Genomic DNA, 23,085 nt, shown 5'->3' on the forward strand with positions numbered 1-23,085 from the left:
CGTGCTCCTGACCCCTCAGGCGGGGTCGGCCCCCGCCGCCAGCGCGCGCCGCACATGCTCCACGACGCCCGGCGCGGCATCGGCGATCATCTGCGCGCTGGAGGCGAAGTCGGACTCGTCGCCGTACCAGGGATCGCGGATGCCCAGGTCCTCGCCCGCCTGCGGATCGAACTCCCGCAGCATGCGCACGCGCCCCTGGATCTCCTGTCCTCCGATCCGCTGGAGCGGCGCGACATGGTCGTGGTCGAGCGCCAGGATCAGATCCGCCTCCCGCAGCATCGCGGAGGTCGCCTGACGGGCCCGGTGCTCCCCGGAGGAGATGCCGCGGGACTCCAGCTCCGCCGCGGCGCGCGGATCGATGGGCTCCCCCTCCTCCCAGCCGGTGGTGCCGGCGGAGGCGACGTCGACGCGATCGCCGAGCCCGGCCTCCTGGACCGCGCGGCGCAGGATCAGCTCCGCCATCGGGGACCGGCAGATGTTGCCCGTGCAGATCGTGAGGATGCGATGCATCAGCGCCCTTCCGTGCACCGGTGCCGCCTGCGGGCGGCCATGTTGATGGGGCCTCACGCTACACTGCCGCTCATGCCTGCGCCCTTGATCTGGCACATCACCGAGCGTCCCGCCTGGGACGCCGCGGTGCCCACCGGCCAGTACACCCAGTCCACTCGCGGCGCCTCCCTCGAGGAGGTCGGATTCCTGCACGCCTCCTGGCCGGAGCAGATCTCGGTGGTGGCCAAGCGCGTCTACCCCGATCAGCCCGACGACCTCGTGATCCTCGAGATCGACGTCTCCCGGGTGGAGGCCGCCGGGGTCGTCGTGGACGTCGAGGAGGACTCCTACCTCCCGGGAGTCTCCTACCCTCACATCCGCGGCCCGCTGCCGATCAGCGCAGTGGTGCGGCTGCGGCGCACGAAGTGGCTCGGCCGGGAGTTCGTGGTCGTCGCCTGAGCACGGCGCTCTCTGCTTGCGGAGCTCAGCGCGTCGTGCGCGTCGCCAGGGAGCCGGAGAAGATCAGGATCCCGAGCGCGTAGATCGGCATCATCCACAGCGCGTAGCGCAGGGTGAGGGCATCGGCGAGGGCGCCCACCAGCGGCGGCGTGAGGAAGAACCCCAGGCGAGCGAACCAGCCCACCACGGTGATCCCGACGCCGGGAGCGACGCCGTCCATCTCGTCGGCCGAGCGGTACGCCGCCGGGAACAGCGTGGCGACGCCCCAGCCGGCGAGCGCGAATCCGATGAGCGCCGTCACCGGATGCGGCACGAGCAGCGCGAACGACATCCCCGCTGCGCTGAGCAGCGCGCCGATGCGGGCGGTGAGGCGATCGCCAAGCCGGTCCACCACCCCGTCGCCGAGGAAGCGGCCGATGGTCTGCGCGCCCTGCAGCGCGACGAACGCGAGGCCCGCCACGAACGGGGCCGCATCGAAGGTGCGGGACATGAACAGGGCGCCCCAGGTGTTGCCGGCGTCCTCGGTCGATCCGGCGAACACGAGCACCATGCCGAGCGCCGCAACGAGAGCGAAGCCGCGCGCGGTCATCCCGGCGATGCGCCGCGGCGCGCGCGATACATCCGGAGCGCTCGCGGGCCGGTCCATGCCGGTGACGTCGTCGGCCGCCGCCTCGGGGATGCTGCCGGCCGACGCGGCCGACGGGGAGGCCGCCGACGCCGCCGCGGGCTCGCGCTCGGTCGTGTCCGCTCCCGTCAGCAGGAAGCGGTGAGAGGCGGCGGCGAGCGCCCCGAAGACCACGAGCCCCGCGAGGCCCTGGGCCCACAGCGGCACCTCGAGCTGCGCGCACGCCGCGCCGACGAGGCCGCCGGCGACCGCGCCGAGCGACCAGTAGCCGTGGTAGCTGTTGAGGATCGAGCGGCCGTACCGGCGCTCGACCCGCATGCCGTGCGCGTTCATCGCGATATCGGTGATCGAATCGGCGGCGGCGGCGAGGAACAGCGCCGAGGCGAGCCAGAGCCACGAGCCCGAGGTGTACACGAGCAGGTGGGTCGTCGAGGCGATGATCTGGAAGATCACCGAGACCTTCGAGGAGCCCAGGCGCCTCATGAGCGTCGCGGCGAAGAGCCCGGCGGCGAGGCCGCCGAGCGGCCCGACCCCCACCGCCAGGCCGAACGCCGCGTTGCTCAGGCCGATGCTCTCCACGATCTCCGGGTACCGCGGGAGGATCGCGCAGAACGAGGCGCCGTTGAGGAAGAAGATCAGGGACACGGCCCAGCGGGCGCGCCGCGCATCGAGCGCGACCCGGGGGCGCGCCGATCGGGAGGCGGGGGAGGAGGAGGAGGAGGAGGGCGCCACGGTCACCGATCCTCCCAGTACGCTGGTCGCATGTCGACCCACATCGGAGCCGAGCACGGCCAGATCGCATCCCATGTCCTCATGCCGGGGGATCCCCTGCGCGCCCGCTGGATCGCGGAGACCTTCCTCGAGGACCCTCAGCAGTACAACGACGTGCGCGGCATGCTCGGGTACACCGGCACCTACAAGGGCGTGCGCATCTCCGCGCAGGGCTCCGGGATGGGCCAGCCCTCGATGGCGATCTACGCCCAGGAGCTGTTCGAGCAGTACGACGTGCAGACCATCATCCGCGTGGGCACCTGCGGCGGCGTCTCCGACGCCGTGAAGGTGCGCGACGTGGTCCTCGGCGTCGCCGCCTCCACCGACTCCGCGATGAACCGCTCGCGCTTCGGCAACGTCACCTTCGCCCCCGCCGCCGACTTCGACCTGCTGCGCATCGCGGCCGACGTCGCCGAGGAACGGACGATGCCGCTCGCGGCCGGCGGCCTCTTCTCCTCCGACCAGTTCTACAACCCCGACCGCGAGATCGTCCCGAACCTCGCGCGCTACGGGATCCTCGGCGTCGAGATGGAGGCTGCCGCGCTCTACACGCTGGGGGCGCAGTTCGGTCGCCGCGCGCTGTCCATCTGCACCGTCTCGGACCACCTGCTGACCGGCGAGGAGACCAGCGCCCTGGAGCGCCAGGAGAGCTTCAGCGACATGATGGAGCTCGCCCTGGAGACGATCGTGCGCCTGGAGCAGAAGCCCCGCACGCGCTGAGCCTCCCCCGCATGCGAAGAGGACCCCTGCTCCACGGAGCAGGGGTCCTCTTTCTCGTCAGGTCTCGCGCCGGCTCCGCGCCTGCGGCCCGGGGTTCACTTCGCCAGGAGGCGGGGCACCAGGTCGAAGGCCAGGAACAGCGAGACGATGCACAGCACGAGCCCCACCCCGAACCACCACCAGGCGATCGTGTAGAGGCCCATCACCCACAGCCCGGCGACGAACATCACGAACAGCACGAGCGAGAGCACCAGGCTGCTCGCGAAGCTGTTCCCCTGCGACGTCGCGTTCTCCTCGCGGACCTCGTGGGTGCGGCTCTCAGGTGTGGAGCTCATGCTTCCTCCAGTTCAGACGGATAGGCCTCTATCGTAGACCAGCCTGCGCGGCCTTGATGCCCGCCCCGGCGGGGAGACCCTGCAGGGCGATGACCTCCAGCAGCCGCGCGAACACGCCGCCGCCGGCTCCTTCGAGCTCCGGATGCCACTGGACGGCGAGGACGGGAGAGCCGCTGCGCGCCTCCAGGCCCAGCACGAGGGAGCTCTCGTGGCGGGCGACGGCCCGCAGGGAGGCGGGGACCCGGCGCACGCCCTGATGGTGGAAGGCGGTGACGTCGGCGCTCGTGCCGAGGGCGAGCGCGAGGTCGCTGTCCGGCTCGATGCGGGCGCGCACGGCAGTCGGGGCGAGCCCCGTCACCGGATGGGCGGGCAGGTCGGCGGGAAGATGGGCGTGCAGGTCGCCGCCCTCGGCGACCGCGATGAGCTGCAGCCCGCGGCAGATGCCGAGCACCGGCACCCCGGCGCGCCGCGCGGAGCGGTACAGCGCCGTCTCGAAGGCATCGCGCGCAGCGTCCGGAGCGAAGCCGGTCTCGCGCAGCTCCTCGCCGTAGAGCGCAGGATCCAGATCGGTGCCGCCGGTGAGGACGAGCCCGTCGAGCTCGGCGATCTCCTCGTCGGTCCACTCGTCCTGCGCAGCGATGATGACGGCGCGGGCGCCCGCCTCGCGCAGCGCGCGCACGTAGTGCTCGGTGAGGATCACCGCCTCGTGCCCGGCCCAGGCCCCCTGCATCAGCGTGCTGGTCCCTGCGGTCACACCGATGAGCGGGCGACGGGTGCGGGTCTGCGCCATGAGATGTCCTTCCGGGTCCAGATGCGCCGAGAGCGCGAGGGATGCGAGGGCCGCCGGGGGATCCCGTGCGGCATGCACCTATCTGACCCGTTGCGGGCTCCTCGCAGCGAGCACGGTGACGGAATGTGACAGCGGCCGGCTCCGCTCCGTTCGGGAGAGGAGCCGGCCGCTGGGCGCGAGGCGGGTGTCAGAGACGGCTGGAGGCGAGAGCGGCGCCCTCGACGAGGGTCTCGAGCTTCGCCCACGCGATATCGGGGTGGATGCGCCCGCCGAGGCCGCAGTCGGTGGCGGCGATGACGTTCTCGGGGCCGACGATGCTCGCGAAGCGCTCGATGCGCTGGGCGACGAGCTCCGGGTGCTCCACGACGTTCGTCGAGTGGGAGACGATCCCGGGCACGAGCACGCGCCCCTCGGGCAGCGCGATGTCCTTCCAGATCGTCCACTCGTGCTCGTGGCGCGCGTTCGCAGCCTCGAAGCTGAGGTACTTCGCGTTCACCTCGAGCACCGTGGCGGCCAGATCGCGGAAGGCGAAGTCGGTGGTGTGCGGGCCGTGCCAGGAGCCCCAGCACAGGTGCAGGCGCACCTGCTCCTCGGGGATGCCGGCGAGCGCGCGGTTCAGCGCGTCCACGCGCTTGGCGGTGAAGGCGAGGTAGTCCTCGACGCTGGGCTCAGGGGTGATCTGGTCGAAGTTCTCGGCGAGCGAGGGATCATCGACCTGGATCACGAGACCCGCATCGGCGATCGCCTGGTACTCCGGGCGCATGACGTCGACCCAGGCGTCGAGGAACGCGTCGACGTCCCCGTAGTGGTCGTCCTGGATGCGGCTCGCGGAGCCCGGGGAGAGGGAGTTGAGGAATCCCTGTTCGTAGCCGGACGCGCTGAGCGCGGCGCGCAGGTTGTCGATGTCCTGCTCGATGAGCGCGTGGCCGAGGTCGCTGAACCCGATGGGGCCGGTCGCCGCGGGGAACACGTTCTGCTTGCCGAGCGAGACACCGGACTCCGGGTCGCCGTATGCGTCGGCGAAGCGCACCCAGTCGCGGCGGTCCGCGAAGCTCGTCAGCCGCACATCCCCCGGCGCGGAGCACGCGGACTCCTGCGTGCGGTGGTCGACGCCGGTGACCTCGAGGCCGCTGACGCGGTCGAAGATGTAGCTCCACCAGGTGCCGTAGTTGTAGGCCGAGCTCATCGCATGGCCGTACTCGCCGTCGTTGGGGATCGAGATGCCGATCTGCTTCTGCCGTGCGACGACGTCCTGGACGGACTGCGCGAGCACGTCCCGGAACTCGTCGGTGATGACGGGCGCGAGTCCGTCGGGGCCGACGGGCCGCGCGGCGTTCGCCGCGATCAGCTCGGGCGTGCGGGGCAGGGAGCCGGCGTGGGAGGTGAGGATCTCAGTCATGGAGCGAGGCTACCCAGGCCGTCTGCACGCGGGGCCCTGGCCGTCACACGCCGTCACACTGGCCTGCCCGCATGCGCGAGGAGGGGGCGAAATCGCTCCCGCCCCCTCCTCACCGCTCAGCGCTCTTCGCGGGCCGGATCAGCTCGCGCCGGCGTTCTCCGCGTAGGCGTCCAGCGGCTGGCAGGTGCACACGAGGTGGCGATCGCCGTAGGCCTGGTCGATGCGGCGCACCGGCGGCCAGTACTTCGACTCCACGCGCATCTGCGCCGTCATGTGGTAGCCCTCGGCGCCGTCGCCCGAGGCGGCGACGCCCGGGTAGACCGCGACCTCGCGGGAGTACGGGTGCTCCCACTGCGCTACCGCGATGCACTGCGCCGTGTGCGGGGCGTTGACCAGCGGGTTGTCCTCCGCAGGCCACTCCCCCGCCAGCACCTTCTCGGCCTCCGCGGCGATCGCGAGCATCGCGTCGATGAAGCGATCGATCTCCGGGAGGTCCTCCGACTCCGTCGGCTCCACCATGAGCGTGCCCGACACCGGGAAGGACATCGTCGGCGCATGGAAGCCGTAGTCGATCAGGCGCTTGGCGACATCGTCCACGGTGATGCCCGTGCGCGCGGTGAAGGGGCGCAGATCGAGGATGCACTCGTGGGCGACCAGTCCGTCGTCCCCGCGGTAGAGGATGTCGAAGGTGCCCTCAAGGCGCTTGGCGATGTAGTTCGCCGCGAGCACCGCGGAGGCCGTCGCGTGGCGCAGCCCGTCGGCGCCCATCATCCGGATGTACGCCCACGGGATCGGCAGGATCGAGGGCGAGCCGTAGGGGGCCTGCGAGACCGGCGCCCCGCCGTGCACGGTCGCCGGGTGGCCGGCGACGTAGTGCTCGGCCTGCTGCGCGAGGGGGTGGCCCGGCAGGAAGGGCGCGAGGTGCGCTTTCGCCGCGACCGGGCCGACGCCCGGGCCGCCGCCGCCGTGGGGGATGCAGAAGGTCTTGTGGAGGTTCAGGTGCGAGACGTCGCCGCCGAACTCGCCCGGACGGGCGACCTCGACCATCGCGTTCATGTTCGCGCCGTCGACGTACACCTGGCCGCCCGCATCGTGCACGAGCTGGCAGACCGTGCGCACTTCCTGCTCGTACACGCCGTGCGTGGACGGGTAGGTGATCATGATGGCGGCGAGCTCCTCGCCGTGGTCCTTGATCTTCTGCTTGAGATCGTCGAGATCCACGTTGCCGAGCGCGTCCGAGGCGACGACCACCACGCGCAGCCCCGCGAGGACGGCGCTGGCGGCATTCGTGCCGTGCGCGCTCGCGGGCACGAGGCACACCGTGCGCTCGGAGTCCCCGCGCGAGAGGTGGTAGGCGCGGATCGCGAGCAGGCCCGCGTACTCGCCCTGGCTGCCGGCGTTCGGCTGCAGGGAGACGGTGTCGTAGCCCGTGATCTCCGCGAGCCAGCGCTCGAGCTGATCGATCAGCTCGAGGTAGCCCTCGACGTCCTCCGCCGGGGCGAAGGGGTGCGGGGAGGCGAACTCGGGCCAGGTGATCGCGTTCATCTCCGCGGCCGCGTTGAGCTTCATCGTGCACGAGCCCAGCGGGATCATGCCGCGGTCCAGTGCGTAGTCCTTGTCGGCGAGGCGGCGCAGGTAGCGCATCATCGCGGTCTCGGAGTGGAAGGAGCGGAACACCGGATCCTGCAGGTAGCTGCTGGTGCGCAGCAGCTCTGCGGGCCACGCCTCGCCGACCTCGGGCAGCGCGCCCTCCTCGTCCTCGCCGGCGGGCAGCGCCGACTCGGCGGGGGCGAAGCGCTCGAAGACCTGGGCGATCGCATCGAGGGCATCCGCATCGATGGTCTCGTCGAGGCTGAGGCGCACCTGGTCGGCGCCGAGCGCCCGCACCAGGTACCCGGCCTCGCGCAGCGCGGCGGTGATCTCCTCGGCGCTGCCCGGGGCCTCGACCACGAGGGTGTCGAAGAAGGAGTCGTGCGCGAGGCCGAAGCCGCTGCGCTCGAGGCCGGCGGCGAGATCCGCGGTGCGCGCGGCGACCTGCCGGGCGATCCGGGCGAGTCCCTCGGGGCCGTGGTAGACCGCGTACATGGAGGCCATCACGGCCAGCAGCACCTGGGCGGTGCAGATGTTCGAGGTCGCCTTCTCGCGGCGGATGTGCTGCTCGCGGGTCTGCAGCGCGAGGCGCAGAGCCGGTCGGCCCTCGGCGTCGCGGGAGACGCCGACGAGGCGACCGGGGAGCTGCCGCTCGAGGCCCTTGCCGACGGCCATGAAGCCCGCGTGCGGGCCGCCGAAGCCGAGCGGCACGCCGAAGCGCTGCGAGGAGCCGACGGCGACGTCGGCCCCGAGCTCGGCGGGAGAGGCGAGCAGCGTGAGCGCGAGCAGGTCGGTCGCCAGCACGAGCTGGCCCTTGATCGCGTGGATCCGCTCCGCGAGCGGCTTCGGGTCCCACACCAGCCCCGAGGCGGCGGGGTACTGGGCGAGCACGCCGAAGGCGCCGTCCGCGAGGGCCTCCTCGGCGGAGGAGGGATCCTTCAGATCGGCGACGACCAGCTCGATGCCCACTGCCTCGGCGCGGCCGCGCACCACGGCGAGCGTGGAGGCGTGGACGTCGCTGTCGATGACGAAGCGGCCCGTCTTCGCGCGGCTCGCGCGGCGCGCCAGCAGCATCGCCTCGGCGGCGGAGGTAGCCTCGTCCAGCATCGAGGAGTTCGCGATGTCGAGACCGGTGAGGTCCGCGATCACCGTCTGGTAGTTCAGCAGCGCTTCCAGCCGGCCCTGCGAGATCTCGGGCTGGTAGGGCGTGTACGCCGTGTACCAGGCGGGGTTCTCCAGGATGTTGCGCTGGATCACGGGCGGGGTGTGCGTGCCGTAGTAGCCCTCGCCGAGGAGGGAGGTGCGCACGGTGTTGCGGCGCGCGAGCGCACGCAACTCGGAGAGCACCTCCGCCTCGCTCGCGCCGGCGCCGAGAGCGTCATCGGTGCGCGGGTCCAGGAGGATCGTGCCGGGGACGGCCGCCTCCAGCAGGGCGGGCAGATCCGCGATGCCGAGGGTGCGCAGCATGTGCTCCTGCGCGGGGCCGTCGGTGCCGACGTGGCGGCGGACGAACGAGTCGTGGGCGGTGAAGGGCGAATCAGGGGTGGACATCGACGTGCGTCGCCTCGTCTCTCTCAGGTCCGGTGCTGCAGGGGGTCACGCAGGGCGGTCGTGCAGCGGGGGCGGGCCCGGCCGGGCCCGGCGCCCGCGGTGGTTCAGCTGCCGACGAGCGCGGCGTACTCCTCGGCGTCCATGAGGTCGTCCGGGAGCGCGTCGAAGGAGGCCTTGATCAGCCAGCCGTCCTCGAAGGGCGAGGCGTTGACGAGCTCGGGGCTCGCCACGACCTCGTCGTTGACCTCGAGCACGGTGCCGTCGATCGGCGAGAAGAGGTCCGAGACGGACTTGGTGGACTCGATCTCGCCCATCTCCGTGCCCGCGGTGATCTCCGCGCCGGCCTCGGGGAGGTCGACGTAGACCACGTCGCCGAGCTGACCGGCGGCGAAGTCGGTCACGCCGATGACGGCGACGCCGTCGGACTCGATCCGGACCCACTCGTGGTCCTTGCTGTACTTCAGGTCGCTGCTCATAGGGCGGTCCTTCCGGGAGGGAGCCAGCGGGGCGCTGGCGCGGGGTGATGTGCAGTGAAGAGGGAAGCGTGCGGGGCGGCCGCCGGGGCGGGCGCGGTGCGCGCGCGGACGATGCGGCCGCGCGGACGGATCAGTCGCGCGAGTAGAACGGCAGCGCGGTCACGACCGCGGGGAGGTCCTTGCCGCGCACATCGATGACCAGCTGCGTGCCGACCTCGCTGAGCGCGGGATCGACGTACGCCATCGCGATGGGATGGCCGAGGGTGGGCGAGAGGACGCCGGAGGTCACGACACCGACCTCGGATCCGTCGGGCCCGCGCAGCAGGGATCCGGCGCGTGCGGCGCGGCGGCCCTCGGCGGTCAGGCCCACCAGCACGCGGCGGCCGGAGACGTCGGTCTGCTCGATGGCCTCGCGGCCCACGAAGTCGCCCTTGCTGGTGAGGGCGACCACGCGCCCCATCCCGGCCTGGGCGGGCAGCAGGTCCCGGCCCAGCTCGTTGCCGTACAGGGGCATCCCGGCCTCGAGGCGGAGGGTGTCGCGGCTCGCGAGGCCGCAGGGGACGAGCTGGTCTCCCCCGGCCTCGGTCAGCAGCTCCCACAGGTCCGCCGCGCGGCCGACGGGGACGTACAGCTCGAAGCCGTCCTCGCCCGTGTAGCCGGTGCGGGCGACCAGCAGCTCTTCGCCCTGGTAGGTGTCCTGGAGGACCCGGTAGTACTTGAGCTCGGCGATGTCCTGGACGTTCAGGCCCGTCTCACCGCCGACCACGGCGCGGGTGACGATGTCGGCGCTGGCCGGTCCCTGGACGGCGATCAGCGCGTACTCGAGGGAGCGATCGGCGACGACGGCGTCGAAGCCGGCGGCGCGCTCGCGCAGCTCGGCCGCGACGGTCTCGTAGTTCGAGGCGTTCGCGACCACGAGGAAGCGCTCCTCGCCGAGACGGTACACGATGACGTCATCGATCACGCCGCCGTCGGGGGCGAGCATCAGGGAGTACTTCGCGCGGCCCTCGCCGATCACGGAGAGCTTGCCGGCGAACGCGTTGTCCAGCGCCTCGCCCGCGCCCGGGCCCGTCACCTCGATCTCGCCCATGTGGCTGAGGTCGAATATCCCGGCGCTCTCGCGCACCGCACGGTGCTCGGCGAGATCCGAGGTGTACCGCACCGGCATCGCCCAGCCCGCGAAGTCCGTGAAGGTCGCGCCGAGGCGCTCGTGAACGGGGTGCAGGACCGTGGATCGGGCTCCGACGTCGGCCATCGAATCTCCTCGCGTGCTCCGCGCCGGGGCGCGTGATGAACGGCTCCGGCGGCAGCCGGTCCCGCAGGGGGCGGCACGTCCTCGTGCCGGCGACGCCCACAATACAGGCCCGAGTCCCCTCCGCCGCGGGGTTCGGGCGGGTAGCCTTGGGGGGTGGCACGAGAAGGCACCCAGGAGTGGCCGATCACGATCAGCGCAGGTCGCGTCGTGATCCGCTCCCCCCGTGAGCCCGACCGCCCGGCGATGATCCGCCTGATGACCGATCCCGTGACGCGCCAGTACCTGGGAGGAGCGGTCGACTACGCCTCGCGGCAGGCGCTCGAGCTCTCCCCGCTGGGGCTCTCCTGGGGCCGCTGGGTCGTGGCCCGCGCGGAGGACGACTCGATGATCGGATCGATCGCGCTGGACTACGACCGCGGAGAGCTCGAGCTCTCCTACGCGCTGCTCCCGGAGAGCACCGGCCAGGGCCTCGCCGCCGAAGCGTGCCTGTGCCTGCTGGAATGGGCGCAGTCGCACCTCGAGGACGACCACGTCATCGCGGTCACCCAGACCCGCAACAAGCGCAGCGTCGCCCTGCTCGAGCGGCTCGGCTTCCGCATCCGCAAGGGACTGATGGAGTTTGGCGCCCAGCAGCTCCTCATGGAGCGGTCCCTGCGCGAGGCGCTCCCCACCCGCGAGGAGATCGCCGCGTTCGTCCCCCCGTACGCCCCACCGGGATCGGGAGCGCCGAGTCAGTCCTGAGAAGGTGTCCGCAGGACCGGGCACGACATGCAGCGGGGCCCGCCGCGACCGCGCCCGAGCTCCCCGCCCGCGATCTCCAGGACCTCGACGCCCTCGCCGCGGAGGTAGTCGTTGGTCTGCGCGGCGCGCTCGTAGGCGATGACCCGCCCCGGCGCGACGGCCAGCACGTTGCAGCCGTCGTCCCACTGCTCCCGGGCGGCGGCGTACTCGTCGAGCGGAGGCGTGAGCACCCGCAGGGAGGGCACCCCCATCGCGGAGGCGAGGACCGCATCCATCTCGTCGGCCCCCCGCGCGCGCGTCACCAGGCGATCGCCCTGGCGGCGGATCTCGAAGGTCTCCAGCGCCGGCAGCAGGCCGAACCGCACCATCGACTCGCGGTCCACGACGGTCATCACCGTGTCCAGGTGCATCATCGAGCGCTGATGCGGCATCGCGATCGCGATCACGCGCTCGGCCGCGCCGTCGGCCAGGATCGTCCCGGCCAGCCGCTCCACCCCGGCGGCGCCCGTGCGCTCGCTGAGGCCGATCGCGACGGTCCCCTCGCTGAGCAGCATCACGTCGCCGCCCTCGACCGCCGTGCGCGCCCCGCTGAGGCCGTCGGTGTGCAGCGTGGCGCCGGTGCCGTCGGCCCCCGCGAACAGGGGGTGATGGCGATAGATCATGCGCAGGTGCGCGCTCTCGCGCCGGCGCGCGGGCAGTCGCATCCGGTTGACCGCCACCGCCCCGCCGATCCAGGCCGAGGTGTCGCGGGTGAACAGGTGGTTCGGCAGCGGATCCAGCACGAGATCGCGGGGCGCCGCCATCTGGAGGGAGATCGAGCGCAGCGGCGCACCGAGCGCCTCGAGCTCGCCGCGGGTGATGCCCGCCATGAGCACGTCGACGAGCGCGGCCGAGGGGAGCGCCTCGAGGGCCTCGGTGAGGTCCTGGGCGGCGATGTCCCCGAACACCTGCGCCGAGAGCGTCTCGGCGAGCAGCTCGCTGCGCGCCTCGGGGATCTCGCACACCTCGCGCAGCAGGTCCGTCAGCAGCAGCGCATCCGCGCCCTCGGCGCGCAGCAGCGCCGAGAAGGCGTCATGCTCCTCGCGCGCGCGATCCAGCCACAGCACCTCGTCGAACAGGAAGTCGTCGTGCGTGTCCGGGGTCAGGCGGGCGAGCTCGGGACCGGGCCGGTGCACGATCACTCGGCGCAGCGGCGAGACCTCGTCATGGACGCCGACGGCGGGCAGGGTCGCGCTCATGGCGCCTCCTCAGGTGGACGGGCAGTGCTGTGCACGCTAGCAGGCGGCTCCCCGGCGCCGACGGGCTTCTCGGGACCGTACGGCCAGCGCGACAGCGCCCCGGCCTCCCGGTCGCTCCTGGTCGCTCCTGGTCGCCGCGCCGACAGCACCGACTGCGCCGACTGCGCCGACCAGGAGTCGGACGTGGTAGGACTGGGACCGGGACACCGACCCAGGAGGCCGACCGTGAGCACTGACCCCGCATCCCCCGCGCGCCGCGCCGGCGAGGAGCGGTGAGCCCCCCCGAGGCTCCGCGCTCCCGCGGCGCCTACCGGCCGCGGTCCGTCGAGCAGCGGATCGTCTTCCTCACCGGCGCCGGCCTGAGCGCTCGCACCGGCGCGGGCGTCTTCCGCGGGCCCGAGGGGCTGTGGGCCCTCGCCCCGGAGATGGAGGAGGCGATGCACGCCGATCGCCTCCCCGCTTCCCTCCCCCGGCTCTGGCAGGTGTGGGGGCACCTCGCACGGCTGGCAGCGGACCACGGCCCCACTCCCGGGCACTACGCGATCGCGCGGATGGGCGCACCGGTCATCACCCAGAACGTCGACGGGCTGCACCAGCGCGCCGGCAGCGGCACGGTCCACGAGCTGCACGGGCGGGCGTACACCGCGGTGTGCATGGATCCCGGGTGCGACTGGGAGGCGCCGCTCGCCCCCGGGGAGGGGCCGCGCGCCGAGGACCACGGCGCGCCGTCGCAGTGCCCGGCGTGCGGCAGCCCCGTGCGGCCGGACGTCGTGCTGTTCGACGAGATGCTCCCCGAGGCGGCGATGCGCGAGGCCGCGGCGCTCGCCCGCACGGCCGATGTCCTGGTGGCCGTCGGCACGAGCGGGATCGTCTTCCCGGCCGCGCAGCTCGCTCCGCTGGCCCGCGCGCACGGGGCCACCACGGTCCTGATCGACATCGATCCGCCCACCGGGGACTTCGTGCGCGCGGCCTACGACCACGTGATCGCCGCCGACGCCCACGAGATCCTCCCCGACTGGGAGCGGACCCTCGTGGGCGGGGGCGGCGGCCGGAACCCCTTCCTGGAGCCCTTCGGCTGAGGGGTCCCGGGCCCCGCGGATCCGGCGCGATCAGATCCAGATCGCCGGGTCCACCAGCTCATCGGGATGGGCCACGTGCGGGCGGATCCGCGCGGGGATGCCGACGGCGATCGCATCGGCCGGGACATCCTTGACGACCACGGCGTTCGCGCCGATCTGCGCGCCCTCGCCGATGGTCACGGGCCCGAGGATCCGCGCGCCGGAGCCGATCACCACGCCGTCCTCCACCGTCGGGTGGCGCTTGGTGCGCTCCATCGAGCGGCCGCCGAGCGTGACCCCGTGGTAGAGCATCACGTCATCGCCGACCTCCGCCGTCTCCCCGATCACCACGCCCATCCCGTGGTCGATGAAGAAGCGCCGCCCGATCCGGGCGGCCGGGTGGATCTCCACCCCGGTGGCGGCGCGCGCCGCCTGGGCGAGCATCAGGGCGGGCAGTCGGCCCCGCCGCCGCCCCCAGAGCGCGTGGGCCGCGCGGTGCACCCAGATCGCATGCAGTCCGGGGGCGGTCAGCGCGAGCTGCACGTCGGAGGTCGCGGCCGGATCGCGGCGACGCGCCGCCGCGAGGTCCTCGCGGACCGCGGCGAGCGCGTCGAGCGGGCGGTTCAGCAGAGCCATCTCAGTCCATGTACTCGGCGTAGAGCGGGGTGGTGAGGTAGCGCTCGCCGAAGGAGGGGACGATCACCACGATCGTCTTCCCCTCGAGATCGGGGCGCGCGCCGATGCGGGCCGCGGCCTCGATCGCAGCACCCGAGGAGATGCCGACGAGCAGGCCCTCGGTGCGGGCGACCGATCGCGCGCGCTCCATGGCCGTCTCGGCGTCGATGTCCAGGACCTCGTCGTAGACCTCGGTGTCGAGGACGCCGGGCACGAAGTTCGCGCCGATCCCCTGGATCTTGTGGGGGCCGGGGGCGCCGCCGTTGAGGATAGCGGACTCCGCGGGCTCGACGGCGAAGATCTTCACCCCGTCCTTGCGCTCCTTGAGCACCTGGCCGACTCCCGTGATCGTGCCGCCGGTGCCGATGCCTGCGACGAGCGCGTCGACGCCGCCGTCGGTGTCGGCCCAGATCTCCTCGGCCGTGGTCTCGCGGTGGATCTGCGCGTTCGCCTCGTTCTCGAACTGCTTGACCTGCACGGCCCCGGTCTCGGCAGCGATCTGGGCCGCCTTCTCGACGGCGCCCTTCATCCCCCCGGCGGCCTCGGTGAGCACGAGCTCCGCTCCGAAGGCCCGCAGCAGGGCGCGGCGCTCCTTGGACATCGACTCGGGCATCGTGAGCACCACGCGGTAGCCGCGCGAGGCGCCGATCATCGCCAGGGCGATGCCGGTGTTCCCGCTGGTGGCCTCCACGATCGTGCCGCCGGGCTGCAGGTCTCCGGACTTCTCGGCGGCGTCGATCATCGCCACGCCGATGCGGTCCTTGACGGAGTTCGCGGGGTTGTAGAACTCGAGCTTGGCGAGGACGTCGGCCTTCACGTCCTCCCCCAGGTGGTGCAGGCGCACGAGCGGGGTGCGGCCGACGAGCTGGGAGACATTGTCGTACACGGTCATCTCAGGGGTCCTCTCTGGAGCATGTCTGAAGCATGGCTTTTGGCCATCATAAGGCAGGCCTCGGTGAGGCGGCACAGCTTCGAGACACGGCCCAGCACTGCGCGGCAGCCATCGGCCCAGATAAGGTCGCGGCATGACGACCACTGCGCTCCGCGCACAGTTCGACGGCATCTTCCGTCTGCGGCCTCTCCTCGCGCTCCTCCTGTGCACCGCCGCCCTCATGGTCTCGATGGTCTCGTGGGCGCCCGCCGCCCTCGCAGTGCCGCCGACGGTGGAGATCGCTGACGAAGCCGGCGTGCTCGACGACGAGGCATTGTCCGCCTCGCTCGCGAGCGTCGACTTCCGCAGACCCGTGCAGCTGAAGGTGCTCACCTTCGACGCCGCACCATACGGATCCGATCTGAGGTCTGAAGACGGTCTGTGCTGGGCCGTGGGCCACTATGTCGAGCAGGAGCACCCCGAGTGGCCCCCGGGCGGTGAGGACATCGACGGCCTCATCATCATCGCGATCGACCCCTCAGCCTCGCGGCGGAACCTGGGACCGAACGGACGGGCCTACGACGCCTGCGCCGCCGGGGACGCGGCGTTCGACCGGAACGATCGTCGCATACTCGTCACCGGCCCGATGTTCCCGTACATCCTGCAGGGCGAATGGGAGCAGGCCGTGCTGACCGGCGCCGAGGGCTATGCGGAAAAGCTCGATTAGCCGTTCTGGACGACGTTCCGCGTCATCCTCGCCGCGGTCATCGCCACGGCCGCCCTGCTGGCCGCGCTGGCGGGAGTCCTCTACGCGCTCGGGATCGCGCGCGCCAACCGGCTGCGCGTCGAGGCCGCCGTGGAGGGATACGGGAAGCTCCGCGCCGCGCAGAGCGCCGTCGAGCAGGCGCTCGCGTCAGTCCCCGACGGCGCCGCGCCCGAAAGCCGTGATCTCGCCAGGGGACCGGACTACCGCAGCCGGATGCTCGAGGCGCAGAGCATGATCGAGTCCCTCCCCGCGCGACGCGGGCTGCTCTGGGGCCTGCCCGGCCTCGGCGCGGCCGATTCCCGGCTCGTCGCGGACCTGGTGACGCGAGCGCGCGAGGAGCGGGAGCGGATCACCGATGCCGTCGCGCTCTTCCATCGCAGCGGCGGTTGGCAGCAGGCATGGCGCAGGACGACCGCCCCGCTGCGCGATGCGCTCCGCTCGGTCACGGGGCTCGACGCCGACCTGCGCCCCTCGCTGCCGCACGAAGCGGGCGGCCACCTGCTCGAGGAGTCCGAGCGGATCGGGCGCGACCTCGAGGGCCTCGATGCGGAGCTCCTCGCGGGCTCCCTCTCCTATGCGTCGGCGACCGCCCGCCTCGACGCCCTGACCGAGCAGCTCCAGCGCGCGGCCCACGCCGCGGAGGGGAGCCGGGTGCGCACTGAGGGGACCGGCGCAAGGAGCAATATCCTGGACGAGACCCGCGGAGCCGAGGGGTTCGCTGACGCCTTCCCCGGAGCCGTCCGGCCGGCGCCGCGCTGGGCGGAGCCCTCGCAGGACGACACCGGCATCAGCTTCGACCTGATCGCACGCATCGAAGCGTGCAACGCCGCGCTCGAGCGCGCTGTGCGCGAGGACCGCCGGCGGACGCCGACCTGGGGCGACGGGGACGATTCCTGATCAGCGCCGGTCCCGTCAGATCCAGTCTCCCGCGTCCGTGATCATGCCGGGATCATGCTGGGCCGCGGTCGGCCCGGCAGTCCCCTGCGGTCAGTAGACCATCCCCATGACCTCGCGGACGTGCGCGAGGGTCTCGTCGGCCACCGCATTCGCGCGCTCGTTGCCCGCGCGCAGGACCGACAGCAGGTAGCCGGGGTCCTTCTCGAGCTCCGCGCGGCGCGCACGGATCGGGGCGAGGTGGTCGTTGAGCACCTCGGCGGTCATGACCTTGAGCGTGCCGGAGCCCGCATCGCCGATCTCCGCGGCGATCTCCTCCGGGGCGCGGCCGGTGCACAGTCCCGCGATCGTCAGCAGGTTCGCAACCTCGGGCCGGCCCTCCGGGTCGAAGGTGATGGTGCGCTCGGAGTCCGTCTTCGCCTTGCGGATCTTCTTCGCGGTCTCATCGGCGCTCATCCGCAGCATCACGGTATTGCCGAGGGACTTGCTCATCTTGTGCCCGCCGTCGAGGCCGAGGATCGTCGGCGCCTCAGAGAGGAGGGCATCGGGCTCGGGGAAGTACTCCTCGCCGCCCGCGTAGCGCTCGTTGAAGCGGCGCGCGATCACGCGCGTCTGCTCGATGTGCGGGAGCTGGTCCTTGCCCACGGGCACGAGGTTGCCGTGGCAGAAGAGGATGTCGGCGGCCTGGTGCACGGGATAGGTGAGCATGAGCCCGCCCATCGCGGACTTCCCGGCCGCGGCGAGCTCCGCCTTCACGGTGGGGTTGCGCTCGAGCTCGGGCTGGGTGACGAGCGAGAGGAAGGGCAGCAGTAGCTGGTTCAGCGCGGGCACCGCGGAGTGCGTGAAGATCGTGGCGCGATCGGGGTCGATGCCGACGGCGAGGTAGTCCGTGAGCAGCTCGCGCACCGATCCCTGGATGTCGCCGATGACCTCACGGTCGGTGATGACCTGGTAGTCCGCCACCAGCACCCAGGACTCGACGCCCGCATCCTGCAGGCGCACGCGGTTGCGCAGCGAGCCGAAGTAGTGGCCGATGTGCAGGGCCCCGGTCGGTCGGTCGCCCGTGAGCATGCGCAGGCCCGAGGGGTCCTTCGCGATCTTCTCCCATAGCGCGTCGCTGCGGCGCTGGGCGACCCCGTAGGTGTCGCGGGCGGAGGAGGCGTCGGTGGGGGCGGGCTCGTTCGCAGTCACCGCGCCATCGTATCGGCCCTGCTCCCGGGCGCCGCGCCCGTGCTTCCCCGGACCACCAGCTGAGGCCGCACCACCAGCTCGGTGCGCACGGGCCGGCGGCTGCGGTCCCCGCCCCCGAGGGCGGCGCGCACGGCTGCGCGCGCCATCGCGTCCAGGTCCTGGCGGATGGTGGTGAGAGGCGGAGTGGTCATCGAGGCCTGCGGGATGTCGTCGTATCCGACCACCGAGAGATCGCCGGGCACGCGCAGTCCGGCGGCGCGGGCGCCCTCGAGCACGCCCGTCGCCATGACGTCGGACCCGCAGACGATGGCGGTGGCCCCGCGGCGCACGAGCTCGCCGGCTGCTTCGTAGCCCCCGGCCCGGGAGAAGTCCGTGAACGCGATCGGCCGATCCCCCGCCCTCTCCGCGCTCCCCGAGCGCTCGAAGGCGGCGATCTTCGCGCGCACGGGCCAGGTGTGCTCGTCCCCCACCGCCAGGCCGATGCGCCGGTGCCCGAGCTCGCGCAGATGGCGCACGGCGGCGTCGATGGCGTCGGAGTCGTCGGTGGAGATGAAGGCGGCGTCGAGCCCCTCGCGCACGCCGTTGACCAGGACCAGAGGGACGCCCGCGGCGATGAGGTCGCGGTAGTGCTGCGGCGGATCCTGCGCGTAGGCGTGGAAGCCGGAGACCATGATGATTCCGCTCGCCCCGGCCTGGAGGAAGCGGTCCACGGCGGCGCGCTCCCGGTCCCGAGTGCGCACGCGCATGGCGACCTGTACGGTGGCATCGGCCTCGAACGCGTGGGCCTCGATGCGCTCGAGCCACTGCGCGAAGATCGGGTTCTCCAGATCCGGGACCACCACGCCCACGGAGCGGCCGACGCTCAGAGCAGGCATCTGCGGCGCCAGGCGCCCGAGGCGGCGCGCGGCCTCGAGCACCGCGGAGCGCGTCTTCTCGCTCACACCGTTGCGGTCGTTGAGCACGCGCGAGACGGTCGCCTCGCTCACCCCTACCTGCCGGGCGATGTCGAGCAGCCTGGTGCGCCCCATCGGACCTCCTCGTCGATGCCGTGCAAGAACTTGCGCCATTCTTGCATGTCACCGGGAGTTCACCTAGGATCTGCTTACCAGGAGGCTGCGATGCCGCCTGCATACCCGCCATTCAAAGGAGAACACGGTGCTCATCCGTCGCAAGTCCTTCCTCGCACTCGGCGCCGCCGGCGCCTCCGCCGCCCTGCTCGCCGCCTGCGGCGACAGCGACTCCACCAGCACGACCGCCGGCTCCGGCGCGTCCGACGGCGGCGCCAGCGGCGCTCCCGCGGTCGACCCCAACGCCGGCCTCGTCATCTGGTGCGATGACGAGAAGGCCCCCGCCATCAAGGGCCCCGCCGAGAAGTGGGGCGAGGCCAACGGCCTCACCGTCGCCGTCCAGACCGTTCCGGGCGAGGACCTCCAGGCGAACTTCATCACCGCCAACCAGGCCGGCAACGGCCCGGACCTCATCATCGCCGCGCACGACTGGATCGGGAACCTGGTCCAGAACAGCGCCATCTCCCCCGTGCAGCTGCCCGCCGATGCGAGCGAGAAGCTCGCTCCCATCGCCCTGTCCGCGATGACCTACGACGGCCAGACCTACGGCGCCCCGTACGCGGTCGAGACCCTCGTGCTCTTCGTGAACAAGGCGCTGACCGACGTCGCCGAGCCCGCCACGATCGAGGAGCTCATCGCAGCCGGCGGCGCGAAGGGCGCGGAGCACGTGCTCTCCCTCCCCGTCGGCGAGCAGGGCGACGCCTACCACATGGAGGGCATCTACACCTCCGCCGGCGGCTACCTCTTCGGCAAGAACGCCGAGGGCGGCCTGAACCCGCAGGACGTCGGCGTGGGCAAGGAGGGCTCCATCGCCGCAGGCGAGAAGATGAAGGAGCTCGGCGCGCAGGGAATCCTCTCGACCTCCATCAGCACCGACAACTCCATCTCGCTGTTCACCGACGGCAAGGCCGCCTACCTGATCTCGGGCCCCTGGGCCCTCGCCGACATCAAGAAGGCCGGCATCGACTTCGCGATGTCCGCGATCCCCGGCTTCGAGGGCATGAACCCGGCGGTCCCCTTCGCCGGCGTCAACGGCTTCTACGTCGCCTCGCAGAGCAAGAACGCGGTCAACGCGCAGACCTTCGTCAACGAGATCGCCACCTCCGACACCATCGTCGAGGAGATGTTCCCCGAGGACCAGCGCCCGCCGGTCTCGCTCGCCCTGCAGCAGAAGCTGGCTCCCGAGTACCCCGAGCTGGTGCGCGTGGCCGAGCTCGCGAACGCCGCGGAGCCCATGCCGTCCATCCCCGCGATGGCCGCGATCTGGGGCCCGCTGGGCAAGGCGCAGGCGAGCATCGTCGGCGGCGCCGACCCGAAGTCCACCATGGAGTCGGCCGGCACGGAGATCTCCTCGCAGATCAAGTGACCCGGCCGCGGGGCCCCGGCCCCGCATCCGCCTGGTGAGCGATGCCAGGGGAGGCGCAGCACGCTGGGCCTCCCCTGGCATCGCCGCATCCCTCCCTCGCGTCACCCCGCAGCAGGACTGCACCCCTGAAAGGCACCGTCGCCATGACCACGACCCAGGCGCCCGCGCATCGTTCGCGCTCCTCGTCGATCCCCACCATCCTCGGCAAGGTCCTCCTGCTCGGAGCCACCCTCGCCATCGCCATCTGGATCATCCCGGCACTCATCGCGCTCCAGCAGTGGCTGTGGGTGGCGGTCGTCCTGTTCGCCGCGATCGGGATCTTCGTCCTCTACACGACCAAGCGGTTCATCCCGGGCAAGTACATCTTCCCCGGCACGTTCTTCCTGGTGGTCTTCCTGATCGCTCCGATCGTGCTGACCTTCGCGTACTCCTTCACGAACTTCGGCGACGGCACCCGCGGCTCCAAGGAGCAGGCCGTCTCCGCGATCATGGGCAACTCGGTCCAGCAGGCGCCGGACTCCCCGCGCTACGGGCTCTCCGTGGCCACCGCCGGGGATCCCGCCGCGGGCCCCTACACCTTCTTCCTCGTGGATCCCGAGGACCAGAAGGTCTACCAGGGCAGCCTCGAGCAGGACCTCACGCCCGTCCCCGCAGGCGATGTCACCGTCGAAGGCGGCCGCGTCACCGAGGCGCAGGGCTTCACGATCCTCACCATGCCGCAGATCAACGCTGCGGGCCGCGAGATCCAGCAGGTCTCCGTCAAGGTCGACGAGGACAGCGCCATCCGCATGCTGACGGCGAACCAGGCCTTCGAGGGCACCGCGACCATGGTGTACGACGAAGAGGCCGACACCTTCACCAACACCACCTCGGGCGCGGTCTACACCGTGCAGAAGGTCGGGAACACCGACTACTTCGTGGACGAGGCCGGCAACCGCCTCCCCCAGTCCTGGCTCCAGGGCGTCGGCGGCGCGAACTACATGCGCCTGTTCACCGACGGCAAGATCGCCGGCCAGTTCCTCAAGGCCTTCGGCTGGACGCTCGTGTTCGCCGCGGGCTCGGTGCTCAGCACGTTCCTGGTGGGCTTCGCCCTCGCGCTCGTGCTGAACGACGAGCGCATGAAGAGCCGCCGCTTCTACCGCTCCGTGCTGCTCATGCCCTACGCGATCCCCGCATTCATCGCGATCCTCATGTGGTCGAACTTCTACAACCGCGACTTCGGCCTCATCAACCAGGTGCTCCACCTGCACATCAACTGGCTGGGCGACCCGACCTGGGCGAAGGCGGCCGTGCTGCTGACGAACCTGTGGATGGGCTTCCCCTACATGTTCATCGTGTGCACGGGTGCGCTGCAGGCGCTTCCGGGCGATGTCATGGAGGCCGCGAAGATCGACGGCGCGAGCCGACTGCAGACGACGATGCGCGTGGTGATGCCCCTGCTCCTGGTGGCGGTCTCCCCGCTGCTGGTGGCCTCGTTCGCCTTCAACTTCAACAACTTCAACGCGATCCAGCTACTCACCGAGGGCGGCCCGTTCCCCGCCGGCGAGTACACCCGCGGCGGGACGGACATCCTCATCTCGATGATCTACCGCATCGCCTTCGGCGGCTCGGGAGCCGATTTCGGCTTCGCCTCGGCCGTCTCCGTCGCCCTGTTCGTGCTGACGGGCGTCATCGCCGCCCTGCAGTTCCGCTTCACGAGCGTCCTCGAAGACGTCAACTGAGAGACCGAGGAACACACCATGTCGCATTCGACTTCCGCACCCGCCGTCGCCTCGACGCCGTCCGCCGCTGATCCCGCCGACCGCCGCATGCCCTTCGGGCGCTGGATGGCCGAGATCGGGTGGCGCCACATCGTCGGACTGCTGGCCGTCGCCTTCGCCGCGTTCCCGATCATCTACATCCTGTCGGCGTCGGTGAACCCGCTGGGCACCGTCTCCAGCACCTCGCTGATCCCCACCAGCTTCAGCCTGGACCACTACCGCACGCTCCTCGCCGGGGAGCGCGGGCCGTTCCTGCGGTGGTACCTGAACACGATCATCGTGTGCGCCGCGGTCTCGATCGTGCAGGTCCTGCTCTCGACGCTCGCGGCCTATGCCTTCAGCCGCTTCCGCTTCGCGGGCCGGCGCATGGGCATGCTCAGCCTGCTGCTGGTCATGATGTTCCCCGCGATCCTCTCGATGATCGCGATCTACACGATGATCTCGGGCCTCGGCCAGGCGGTGCCGCTGTTCGGCCTGGACTCGCTGCCGGGCTACATCATCGTGCTGCTGGGCGGATCCCTCGGCCAGGTGTGGCTGATCAAGGGCTTCTTCGACACCGTCCCCAAGGAGCTCGACGAAGCCGCGATCATCGACGGCTGCACGCACTGGCAGGTCTTCTCGAAGATCCTGCTGCCCACCCTCACCCCGATCCTGGCGACGACGCTGCTCATCTCCCTGGTCGGCGTGATGAGCGAGTTCCTGCTCGGCTCGATCTTCCTCACCAGCAACGACTCGAAGACGCTCGCGGTCGGGATGTACACCCTGCTCTCGGGCGACCGCTCGAACAACCTCGGTGTCTTCGCCGCGGGCTCGGTGATGATCATGGTCCCCGTGATCATCCTGTACCAGTTCCTGCAGCGCTTCATCGTGGGCGGCTCGACGGCCGGCGCCGTCAAGGGCTGACCCCTCAGCGCCTCCTCCGAGTCCCAGCGCCCCGCCCTCCGCACCCGCGGACGGCGGGGCGCTCGCGGCTGCACGGGGCGCCGCCGCGCGCCCGG

General features: G+C 71.6%; 21 protein-coding genes and 1 pseudogene. 9 read left to right on the plus strand and 13 right to left on the minus strand.

The window, feature by feature from the left end:
• Positions 1 to 15: 15 nt before the first annotated feature.
• Positions 16 to 510, minus strand: a complete 495-nt coding sequence (locus Bequi_RS00465; protein ID WP_249736030.1) for a low molecular weight protein-tyrosine-phosphatase — start codon at positions 508 to 510, stop codon at positions 16 to 18.
• Positions 511 to 582: 72 nt separating this feature from the next.
• Between Bequi_RS00465 and Bequi_RS00470 the strand changes: the two genes are divergently transcribed.
• A complete protein-coding gene (locus Bequi_RS00470) occupies positions 583 to 948 on the plus strand; it encodes a DUF952 domain-containing protein (RefSeq protein WP_249736031.1) in 366 nt (121 codons plus the stop codon).
• A 25-nt stretch (positions 949 to 973) separates the two neighbouring features.
• Here the strand turns inward: Bequi_RS00470 and Bequi_RS00475 are convergent, their stop codons facing one another.
• On the minus strand, positions 974 to 2,311 hold the full coding sequence (locus Bequi_RS00475) for an MFS transporter (RefSeq protein ID WP_347271951.1): 1,338 nt from the start codon (positions 2,309 to 2,311) through the stop codon (positions 974 to 976).
• Between the two features lie 24 nt (positions 2,312 to 2,335).
• On the opposite strand from Bequi_RS00475, the gene deoD reads away from it, so the two are divergent.
• Complete coding sequence (deoD, locus tag Bequi_RS00480) at positions 2,336 to 3,064, plus strand: purine-nucleoside phosphorylase (RefSeq protein ID WP_249736032.1); 729 nt, start codon at positions 2,336 to 2,338, stop codon at positions 3,062 to 3,064.
• Between the two features lie 95 nt (positions 3,065 to 3,159).
• Here deoD and Bequi_RS00485 read toward each other — a convergent pair whose 3' ends face one another.
• The 6 genes from Bequi_RS00485 to gcvT form a co-directional block, all read right to left on the minus strand.
• Positions 3,160 to 3,399 (minus strand): hypothetical protein, encoded by a 240-nt coding sequence (locus Bequi_RS00485; RefSeq protein ID WP_249736033.1) that lies wholly within the window; start codon positions 3,397 to 3,399, stop codon positions 3,160 to 3,162.
• 28 nt (positions 3,400 to 3,427) lie between these two features.
• Positions 3,428 to 4,189 carry a gamma-glutamyl-gamma-aminobutyrate hydrolase family protein gene (locus Bequi_RS00490; protein WP_249736034.1) on the minus strand — a complete coding sequence of 254 codons (762 nt, stop codon included), beginning with the start codon at positions 4,187 to 4,189 and terminating at the stop codon, positions 3,428 to 3,430.
• Between the two features lie 187 nt (positions 4,190 to 4,376).
• The gene (locus Bequi_RS00495; protein WP_249736035.1) at positions 4,377 to 5,588 is read right to left on the minus strand and encodes a cobalamin-independent methionine synthase II family protein; all 1,212 of its coding nucleotides are present in this window, start codon (positions 5,586 to 5,588) and stop codon (positions 4,377 to 4,379) included.
• 138 nt (positions 5,589 to 5,726) lie between these two features.
• Positions 5,727 to 8,729, minus strand: a complete 3,003-nt coding sequence (gcvP, locus tag Bequi_RS00500) for an aminomethyl-transferring glycine dehydrogenase (protein ID WP_249736036.1) — start codon at positions 8,727 to 8,729, stop codon at positions 5,727 to 5,729.
• A 104-nt stretch (positions 8,730 to 8,833) separates the two neighbouring features.
• Positions 8,834 to 9,205, minus strand: a complete 372-nt coding sequence (gene gcvH / locus Bequi_RS00505) for a glycine cleavage system protein GcvH (RefSeq protein ID WP_249736037.1) — start codon at positions 9,203 to 9,205, stop codon at positions 8,834 to 8,836.
• A gap of 130 nt (positions 9,206 to 9,335) precedes the next feature.
• Positions 9,336 to 10,460, minus strand: coding sequence for a glycine cleavage system aminomethyltransferase GcvT (gcvT, locus tag Bequi_RS00510; RefSeq protein WP_249736038.1), 1,125 nt, complete (start codon positions 10,458 to 10,460; stop codon positions 9,336 to 9,338).
• A 153-nt stretch (positions 10,461 to 10,613) separates the two neighbouring features.
• Between gcvT and Bequi_RS00515 the strand changes: the two genes are divergently transcribed.
• The gene (locus Bequi_RS00515) at positions 10,614 to 11,201 is read left to right on the plus strand and encodes a GNAT family N-acetyltransferase (RefSeq protein ID WP_249736039.1); all 588 of its coding nucleotides are present in this window, start codon (positions 10,614 to 10,616) and stop codon (positions 11,199 to 11,201) included.
• Here the strand turns inward: Bequi_RS00515 and Bequi_RS00520 are convergent.
• Positions 11,192 to 12,439 carry an arginine deiminase gene (locus Bequi_RS00520; RefSeq protein WP_249736040.1) on the minus strand — a complete coding sequence of 416 codons (1,248 nt, stop codon included), beginning with the start codon at positions 12,437 to 12,439 and terminating at the stop codon, positions 11,192 to 11,194. The genes Bequi_RS00515 and Bequi_RS00520 overlap by 10 nt on opposite strands.
• A gap of 272 nt (positions 12,440 to 12,711) precedes the next feature.
• Between Bequi_RS00520 and Bequi_RS00525 the strand changes: the two genes are divergently transcribed.
• Positions 12,712 to 13,518: an SIR2 family NAD-dependent protein deacylase gene (locus Bequi_RS00525; RefSeq protein WP_249736041.1), complete on the plus strand. Its 807-nt coding sequence runs from the start codon at positions 12,712 to 12,714 to the stop codon at positions 13,516 to 13,518.
• Between the two features lie 30 nt (positions 13,519 to 13,548).
• On the opposite strand, the gene epsC is transcribed toward Bequi_RS00525, so the two are convergent.
• Entirely contained in the window at positions 13,549 to 14,133 is a 585-nt protein-coding gene (gene epsC / locus Bequi_RS00530; RefSeq protein ID WP_249736042.1) for a serine O-acetyltransferase EpsC, read from the minus strand.
• Position 14,134: 1 nt separating this feature from the next.
• Complete coding sequence (gene cysK / locus Bequi_RS00535) at positions 14,135 to 15,064, minus strand: cysteine synthase A (RefSeq protein ID WP_249736043.1); 930 nt, start codon at positions 15,062 to 15,064, stop codon at positions 14,135 to 14,137.
• 133 nt (positions 15,065 to 15,197) lie between these two features.
• Here cysK and Bequi_RS00540 point away from each other — a divergent pair, with 133 nt between their 5' ends.
• Together Bequi_RS00540 and Bequi_RS00545 are read left to right on the plus strand one after the other, a co-directional pair.
• Positions 15,198 to 15,770 carry a DUF5129 domain-containing protein gene (locus tag Bequi_RS00540; RefSeq protein ID WP_249736044.1) on the plus strand — a complete coding sequence of 191 codons (573 nt, stop codon included), beginning with the start codon at positions 15,198 to 15,200 and terminating at the stop codon, positions 15,768 to 15,770.
• A gap of 12 nt (positions 15,771 to 15,782) precedes the next feature.
• Positions 15,783 to 16,706, plus strand: a pseudogene (locus tag Bequi_RS00545) (DUF5129 domain-containing protein); the annotation flags it as partial.
• Between the two features lie 90 nt (positions 16,707 to 16,796).
• On the opposite strand, the gene trpS reads toward Bequi_RS00545, so the two are convergent.
• A complete protein-coding gene (gene trpS, locus Bequi_RS00550; RefSeq protein ID WP_249736045.1) occupies positions 16,797 to 17,894 on the minus strand; it encodes a tryptophan--tRNA ligase in 1,098 nt (365 codons plus the stop codon).
• The gene (locus Bequi_RS00555) at positions 17,891 to 18,922 is read right to left on the minus strand and encodes a LacI family DNA-binding transcriptional regulator (protein ID WP_249736046.1); all 1,032 of its coding nucleotides are present in this window, start codon (positions 18,920 to 18,922) and stop codon (positions 17,891 to 17,893) included. Before Bequi_RS00555 ends, trpS begins: the two co-directional genes overlap by 4 nt.
• A 127-nt stretch (positions 18,923 to 19,049) precedes the next feature.
• On the opposite strand from Bequi_RS00555, the gene Bequi_RS00560 reads away from it, so the two are divergent.
• The 3 genes from Bequi_RS00560 (at position 19,050) to Bequi_RS00570 (ending at position 22,990) form a co-directional block, all read left to right on the plus strand.
• Positions 19,050 to 20,327 (plus strand): sugar ABC transporter substrate-binding protein, encoded by a 1,278-nt coding sequence (locus tag Bequi_RS00560; protein WP_249736047.1) that lies wholly within the window; start codon positions 19,050 to 19,052, stop codon positions 20,325 to 20,327.
• A gap of 143 nt (positions 20,328 to 20,470) precedes the next feature.
• Positions 20,471 to 22,048, plus strand: coding sequence for an ABC transporter permease subunit (locus tag Bequi_RS00565; RefSeq protein WP_249736048.1), 1,578 nt, complete (start codon positions 20,471 to 20,473; stop codon positions 22,046 to 22,048).
• 18 nt (positions 22,049 to 22,066) lie between these two features.
• Complete coding sequence (locus Bequi_RS00570) at positions 22,067 to 22,990, plus strand: sugar ABC transporter permease (RefSeq protein ID WP_249736049.1); 924 nt, start codon at positions 22,067 to 22,069, stop codon at positions 22,988 to 22,990.
• The last annotated feature ends 95 nt before the right edge of the window (positions 22,991 to 23,085 follow it).

This window comes from Brachybacterium equifaecis (assembly GCF_023509525.1).
Lineage (GTDB): Bacteria > Actinomycetota > Actinomycetes > Actinomycetales > Dermabacteraceae > Brachybacterium > Brachybacterium equifaecis.